This window comes from Pseudomonas sp. (genome assembly GCF_030690725.1).
Lineage (GTDB): Bacteria > Pseudomonadota > Gammaproteobacteria > Pseudomonadales > Pseudomonadaceae > Aquipseudomonas.
This window is the reverse complement of the sequence record NZ_JAUYGD010000017.1, coordinates 25,265-32,286: the sequence shown is the minus strand read 5'-3', so window position 1 is coordinate 32,286 and position 7,022 is coordinate 25,265. Positions and strand designations below refer to the sequence as shown.

Below are 7,022 nucleotides of genomic sequence, written 5' to 3'. Positions count from 1 at the left end.
GTGCTAACCCATCAGCCAATTGATGGGTTAGCACCCATCCTACGGTGGTGAGCACAAAGAAATGCCGCTTCCCTGGCAAGGGCGAAGCGGCATTTTTCTTATGTGAACAGCATTACGCTGAAAGAGCGGGCTTTTTGTTTCAGGCGTGAATCAGGCCGGTTTGACCGTTGCGCTAGGCCGTACCACCAGCCATAGCGCAATGGCGATCAGCACGCCGCCGTACAGGTAGGCCCAGGACAGCGGCTCATCGAGCAGCAAGGCGCCCCAGAGTACGCCGAATGGCGGGATCAAAAAGGTAGTGGTGCTGGCCTTGATCGGGCCGATGTCGCTGAGCAGGCGGAAGTACAACACGTAGGCGAATGCGGTGCAGATAAAGCCCAGCCCGGCCAGGGATAGCCAGACGTCGAGCCCGCCCCAACTGGCTGGAGGCTGAATGATCAAGGCGCCGCCAAACAATGGCAGCAGAAACAGGCTGGCGCCGCACAAGCTGGCAAAGGCCGTCAGGCGGTTATCCAGGCCACCTTGCTGGCCGATCCAGCGCCGGGTGAGAAAGCCGGCAAAGCCGTAGCAGGCGGTTGCCACCAGGCAGGCAGCAGCGCCCCAGAGCAGCGGCATATCAAACTCTACCGGGCCGGTGCGGGTCAGCACCGCTACGCCGAATAGGCCGATGGCCACGCCGGCAGCTTTGCTCCAGGTCATGGCTTCGGCAAAGAACAGCATGCCGATCAGCACGCCCATCATTGGCGTGGTGGCGTTGAGAATCGCCGAATAGCCCGCCGGCAGTACCAGCGCGGCCATGCAATACATGGCCGAGGGCAGGCCGGCGTTGATCACTCCGAGAATCAGGCAGTGTTTGAGTTTGCCGCGAAAATCCCAGCGCACGCGCATTAGCAGCAGAATCGCCAGCAAACCGAGCATGCCCAGGCTGGCGCGGAAGAACGCCGTCGGCATGCTGCCCAGCACTGGCGCGACGATGCGCATAAACAGAAAGCTGGCGCCCCAGATGGCAGCAAGCAATAGCAGACGGATCAGGTCGGCAAGACGCACAACGAACTCCACGACGGTGAGAAAGGCGAGCAGTGTTGCCGGGCGCGTACGCCAAGGCAATTCGAAATACGCTTTCAAAGCCGTTGCTTGGCAATATTTCGTGGCAGATAAACGCCTATCCAAGCATTGCCGGCTTTTACTTGGTGCGGCCACTGGATAAGCTCGGCGAATTGTCCGCATTCATCCGCAGGGGTTCGTTTATGCCACAGCAATGGCCGGCCAGCGCGATTGCCGCGCTTATCCTCGAAGGCTTCGACGATTACCGCGAGCAGTTCCGACAGATCACTAATGGTGCGCGGGTGCGTTTCGAGCAGGCGCAGTGGCAGGAAATTCAACAGGCTTCGGCGGCACGTATTGCCTTGTATGAAGAGTGCGTCAACGCGGTCAGTGCTGGCCTGGGCCAGGCTTACAGCGCAGAGGTACTGCTGGATGTGGCGCAGTGGCCGCTGGTCAAGTCGGCCTATATCGCCCTGATCGACCTGCGTTATGACGATGAGTTGGCGGAAACCTGGTTCAACTCGATCTTCTGCGGGCTGTTCAGCCATGACCAGATCAACGATGGCTGCATGTTTATCCACACCACACGCCCGGCGCTGCGGGTTAATGAGCGGGCGCCGCAAACCCGCTTGTACGAACCCAAGGGCAATGTCGAGCAGTCGCTGCGCCAGGTCTTCGAGGATTTCAGTTTCGAGGTCGGCTATGAAAATCTTGAGCGCGATCTGGCGCGGCTGCTTAAGCAGCTGCACGCCAACTTGCCGGATTGGGTGTGCAAGGACCCTGACCTGCGCATCGAGCTGTTCGCCTCGCGCCTGTACCGCAACAAAGGCGCCTACCTGGTGGGACGCATCTACACCCGCGACGAGCAATGGCCGCTGGTGATTCCGCTGTTGCACCGCGAGGGGCAGGGCATTCAGATTGATGCGCTGATCACCGATGAGGCCGAGGTGTCGATTATCTTCTCCTTCACCCGTTCCTATTTCATGGTGCGAGTGGGCTATCCGGCGGAGTTTGTCGGCTTCCTCAAGCGCATTCTGCCGGGCAAGCATATTGCCGAGCTGTACACCTCCATTGGTTTCTACAAACACGGCAAGTCGGAGTTCTATCGCTCGTTGATCAACCACCTGGCGACCACCGATGACAAGTTTGTCATGGCCCCCGGCGTGCGCGGCATGGTGATGAGCGTGTTTACCCTGCCGGGTTTCAATACCGTATTCAAAATCATCAAGGACCGTTTTTCGCCGTCGAAAAACGTTGACCGCAATACGGTGATCGAGAAGTACCGGCTGGTAAAAACCGTCGACCGGGTAGGGCGGATGGCCGATACCCAGGAGTTCGCCGATTTCCGCTTCCCGCTGAGCAAGTTCGACCCCGAATGCCTGGCCGAGCTGCTGGAGGTCGCGCCGTCTACCGTTGAGGTCAATGGCGACACGGTGCTGGTGCGCCACTGCTGGACCGAACGGCGCATGACGCCGCTCAATCTGTATGTGGAAAGCGCCAGCGCAGCCCAGGTGCGCGAAGCACTGGACGACTATGGTCTGGCGATCAAACAGCTGGCGGCGGCGAATATCTTCCCCGGTGACATGCTGCTGAAAAACTTCGGCGTCACCCGTCACGGCCGTGTGGTGTTTTACGACTATGACGAGATCTGCTTTCTGACTGAGGCGAATTTCCGTCGTATTCCTCAGGCGCGCTACCCGGAAGATGAAATGTCCTCCGAGCCCTGGTATTCGGTGGCGCCGCTGGATGTGTTCCCCGAGGAGTTCCCGCCGTTTCTGTTTGCCGATATGCAGCAGCGCAAGCTGTTCAACGAGCTGCATGGCGAGCTGTATGACGCCGATTACTGGAAAAGCCTGCAGGAGGCCATTCGTGCCGGCAAGGTCATCGATGTGTTCCCCTATCGGCGTAAGGACCAGGCCGACAAGGAGTATTGAGCGTAGTGCGCCTGTCGTTCTGCGCTATTGCCGCCGCTATTGGGCTATTGGCGGATAGCGCCGCTGTTGCGGCTGCCGAATCTGCTGATACTGCCGTCGAACTGGCGCCGTTGCTGATCACCTCGCCGCGCAGCACCACGCGCTGGTTGAGTACGCCAGCGACGGTGACTGTGATTGATGCCGGTGCAGTGCCCGGCGAGCAGAACCTCGCGCTGGATACTTTGCTGGCTCGAGTGCCAGGCGTGTTCAGCCTCAACCGCTACAACCTGGCTCAGGGCCTGCGCCCAGCAATTCGTGGCTTTGGCGCGCGCGGTAATTTCGGCGTGCGCGGCATTCGCGTGCTGGTGGACGGCGTGCCCTTGACCATGCCCGATGGCCAGACCGAACTCGACGGCCTCGACCTAGGCCTGGTCGAACGCATGGAAGTGCTGCGCGGCCCGGCCTCGGTGCTGTACGGCAATGCCGCTGGCGGCGTGCTGGCGATTGAAACCCGCGAGCCGCCGACCTTGCCGTCTATGCAGCTGGACCTGAGTGCGGCAGGTCTGGGTTACCAGCGCACGCGCGGGGAGATCGGCGGCAGCGACGGTAACCTGGGTGGTTTGCTGGCATTTAACAGCACCGTTCTCGACGGCTATCGCCAGCACAGCCGGGCGCAGACCAACAGCCTCACCGGCAAGCTGCGTTGGTATGCACCGACTGGCCGCTTGCGCCTGAACTTCAGTGCCATCGACAACCGCGCCGAAGACCCAGGCGGCCTTACGGCTGCCGATGTTAAGGCGGATCGCCGGCAGGCTGCACCAAACAACCTGCGTTTCGATGCCGATGAATATATTCGTCAGCAGCGCCTGGGCCTGGTCTGGGATGGCTACGCGGCGGGTGCCGATGAGTACCAGCTGCGCAGTTACCTGGGGCACCGCGAGTTCGGCAATCAACTGGGCTTTGCCACCAGCGGGCAGACGACGTTCAAGCGTTACTTCAGCGGGGTTGGCGGGCAGTACAGCCATCACCGTGAGCTAATCGGCCTGGCGCATAAGATCACCACCGGCTTTGACCTTGAAGCGCAGCGTGATGATCGAAGACGCTATGACAACCTGCTCGGCGAGCGTGGACAGTCACGTCAGCAGCAGGATGAGTCGGCCCTTAGCCAGGGGCTGTTTATCGAGGATCAGATCGACCTGAGCGAACAGTGGCAGGCCACGCTCGGGCTGCGCTATGACCAGATAAGACTGGCGGTGGATGACTTCTATCTGGCCGATAGCCGCGATGATTCAGGCTCGCGCAGCTTGGAAGACGGGAACCATAGCGCCGGGCTGAGTTACCGCTTTACCCCGCAGCAATCGCTGTATGCGCGACTGGCCAGCTCCTTTGAAACGCCAACCATCAGTGAGTTGGCCAACCCACAAGGGGGCGGCTTCAATAGCGCGTTGCAACCTGCCCAGGCGTTCAGTCGCGAGCTAGGCATCAAAGGCGAATGGCCTGCGCTGCGTTACGCGCTATCGGTGTACCGGATTGAGCTGGAAGATGAGCTGGTGGCATTCAGCTTGCCGACTCAACCAGGCCGTAATTTCTATCGCAATGCTGGGCAGTCGCGCCGCGATGGTCTGGAGTTGAGCCTGGACTGGCAGTTTGCCGATGCCTGGCGCTGGTCTGCGGCCTACACCTACAACCGCTACCGTTTCGAGGATTATCAAACGGCCGCAGGCGACTTTTCCGGCAAGCGCATTCCCGGTATTCCACGGCAAAGCCTCTTCAGCGAGTTGGCCTATGAGCATCAAGGTGCCTATGTGCGCCTCGGGGTTACAGCTCAGGCGCGGGTGTATACAAACGATGCGAATACGCAGTCCGCACCCGGTCACTCCTTGTTCAATCTGCGCCTCGGTAAGCGTTTTCAGGTCGGCGAGCAAAGCCTGGAGCCTTACCTGGGCATCGATAACCTGTTAGGGCGTGAGTATTTCGATAACCTGCGCATCAACGACGGCAACGCTCGCTACTTCGAGCCGGGGCCGGGGCGTACACTGTATGCCGGCTTACGTGTGTTGTTTTAGCTTGTTGCGACGAAGTGGGCAGCAGTTTCAAGCAGCCTGAACTAGGCTGAAAAAAGGTGTCCAATCACCTATTCGATGTCCTTGGTTGGAGGCTACTTTATGAGTGCCAAGTTGCAGAATGCCTTGCTTGATCTGTTGGTTGCCCTTGGCTTGTGTGAGCGGCCAAAACTGCAACCCATTCCCGTGCGCAGCAATGCGCCTGATTCCAAGTCGGTTCCCCCTCGACGCTAGGCTTTTCCCGCCTGTCTGCATGCTCTCGGCTATGGTCAGATAACGTCTGGCTGTAGCTGCTATGCGCTGATAACTACCCTGACCATTACCGCCCGATTTAAAACAAGCATTTGCTAGCGTGTTGGCACTGCTGTGCTAGACCTACACCTGCAGTTATGCAAATAGCTCAGACAGGGATAGCTCCAATGCGCCAGAACCTCCCAGTAACTCAGCGGGAAAGAACGTTTCCCGGGCATGAGCGGCTCATTTCCACCACCGATCTAAATAGCAACATCACCTATTGCAACGACGCCTTTGTCGAGATCAGCGGCTTTACCCGAGAAGAGCTGATCGGCCAACCCCACAATCTGGTGCGCCATCCTGATATGCCTCCCGGCGTATTCGGCCATATGTGGGAAACCATCAAGCAGGGCAAACCCTGGATGGGGATCGTCAAGAATCGCTCGAAAAACGGTGATTACTACTGGGTCAGCGCCTATGTCACGCCGATCTATGAAAATGGCCGGGTTGCCGGCTATGAGTCGGTACGCTCCTTACCCGATGAAGCGCAGAAGCGCCGTGCCGAAAAACTCTATGCGCGCTTGCGTGAGGGCAAACCGCCGGTGCCCAGGCTGGAGTACTGGACGTACGACATTCTCCAGTCATGGCCGCTGATTCTGGCCTGTCTGCTGATTCTCGGTGCGCACTTTGTGCTCAGCGGCCCCTGGTTGTGGGGCTTTATTTTTGTCGCCATGTTTGGCCTTGGCTCTTACCAATTGCATGCCAAACGCAGCTTGATCAGGCAGACACTTGCCGAGCATCCCAAGGCATTTACCAGCGCCTTGGTCGCCTTGACCTATACCGATAGCCGTGGCGCTCAGGCCTTGCTGGATATGGCGATGATCAGCGAAGACGCACGTTTACAAACGGCGCTGACCCGCATGGAAGATGCCGGCGCAAACGTCAAGATGCACGCCACGCGTTCTGCCGATCTGTCGCGTTCCGGGGCGAAGATGCTCGATCAACAGCGCAGTGAAACCGATCAGTCCGCCACGGCGATCAACCAGATGGCTGCAACCATTCAGGAGGTGACGCACAACGTGCAGAGCACCTCGCATGCCGCCGAAGAAGCGGATCGTCTGGCTAAACAGGGTCTGCAGCTGGCCAGCGGCAGCCTCGACTCCATGCACCACATGGCCAAGGCGGTGGTGGATATCGGCCAGGCGGTGAATGACCTGGCCAACTCCACTCAGTCAATCGGCAGCGTGGCGGATGTGATTACCTCGATTGCCGAGCAGACCAACTTGCTGGCGCTTAACGCTGCTATCGAGGCGGCGCGTGCCGGTGAGCAGGGGCGCGGCTTTGCGGTGGTGGCGGATGAGGTGCGTTCGCTGGCTTCGCGCACGCGCGAGTCGACTGAGCAGATCCATCAGATCATTTCGTCACTGCGTGCTGGCGCTGAACGGGCGGTAGTAACGGCAGGCAAGGGCGAGGCGATTTCCAAGGAGAGTGTTGAGAGTGTGGAGTCCGTGCGCACCGCGCTGGATGGCATCAGCGAAGCCGTCAGCCGTATCACCGGCATGAGTCAGCAGATGGCCTCGGCGTCTGAAGAGCAAAGCCATGTGGCGGAAGATATCAGCCGGCAGATCACCCAGATTGCCCAGCTCTCTGACCGCAGTGCCGAACAGGCGCATCAAGGCGCGGCAATTGGTCAGGAATTGGAAGACATGGCGGACTATCTGCACAGCCTGGCGGAGCGCTTCAATCGTTAGGTGACCGTTCGCGTGCA

General features: G+C 59.4%; 5 protein-coding genes. 4 read left to right on the top strand and 1 reads right to left on the bottom strand.

The window, feature by feature from the left end; translation table 11 throughout:
• Positions 1–150: 150 nt before the first annotated feature.
• Positions 151–1,047: a DMT family transporter gene (locus tag Q8O69_RS03945; protein ID WP_305589739.1), complete on the bottom strand. Its 897-nt coding sequence runs from the start codon at positions 1,045–1,047 to the stop codon at positions 151–153.
• Between the two features lie 200 nt (positions 1,048–1,247).
• On the opposite strand from Q8O69_RS03945, the gene aceK reads away from it, so the two are divergent.
• The 4 genes from aceK (at position 1,248) to Q8O69_RS03925 (ending at position 7,005) form a co-directional block, all read left to right on the top strand.
• Positions 1,248–2,978, top strand: coding sequence for a bifunctional isocitrate dehydrogenase kinase/phosphatase (aceK, locus tag Q8O69_RS03940; RefSeq protein ID WP_305589738.1), 1,731 nt, complete (start codon positions 1,248–1,250; stop codon positions 2,976–2,978).
• A gap of 5 nt (positions 2,979–2,983) precedes the next feature.
• Positions 2,984–5,023: a TonB-dependent receptor gene (locus Q8O69_RS03935; protein WP_305589736.1), complete on the top strand. Its 2,040-nt coding sequence runs from the start codon at positions 2,984–2,986 to the stop codon at positions 5,021–5,023.
• A 99-nt stretch (positions 5,024–5,122) separates the two neighbouring features.
• The gene (locus Q8O69_RS03930; RefSeq protein ID WP_305589734.1) at positions 5,123–5,254 is read left to right on the top strand and encodes a PA1414 family protein; all 132 of its coding nucleotides are present in this window, start codon (positions 5,123–5,125) and stop codon (positions 5,252–5,254) included.
• A 185-nt stretch (positions 5,255–5,439) separates the two neighbouring features.
• Entirely contained in the window at positions 5,440–7,005 is a 1,566-nt protein-coding gene (locus tag Q8O69_RS03925) for a PAS domain-containing methyl-accepting chemotaxis protein (protein ID WP_305589732.1), read from the top strand.
• Positions 7,006–7,022 lie beyond the last annotated feature (17 nt).

Coding starts and splice junctions, on each gene's coding strand:
- aceK (WP_305589738.1), top strand. CDS start 1,248: ATGCCACAGCAATGGCCGGCCAGCGCGATTGCCGCGCTTATCCTCGAA.
- Q8O69_RS03930 (WP_305589734.1), top strand. CDS start 5,123: ATGAGTGCCAAGTTGCAGAATGCCTTGCTTGATCTGTTGGTTGCCCTT.
- Q8O69_RS03925 (WP_305589732.1), top strand. CDS start 5,440: ATGCGCCAGAACCTCCCAGTAACTCAGCGGGAAAGAACGTTTCCCGGG.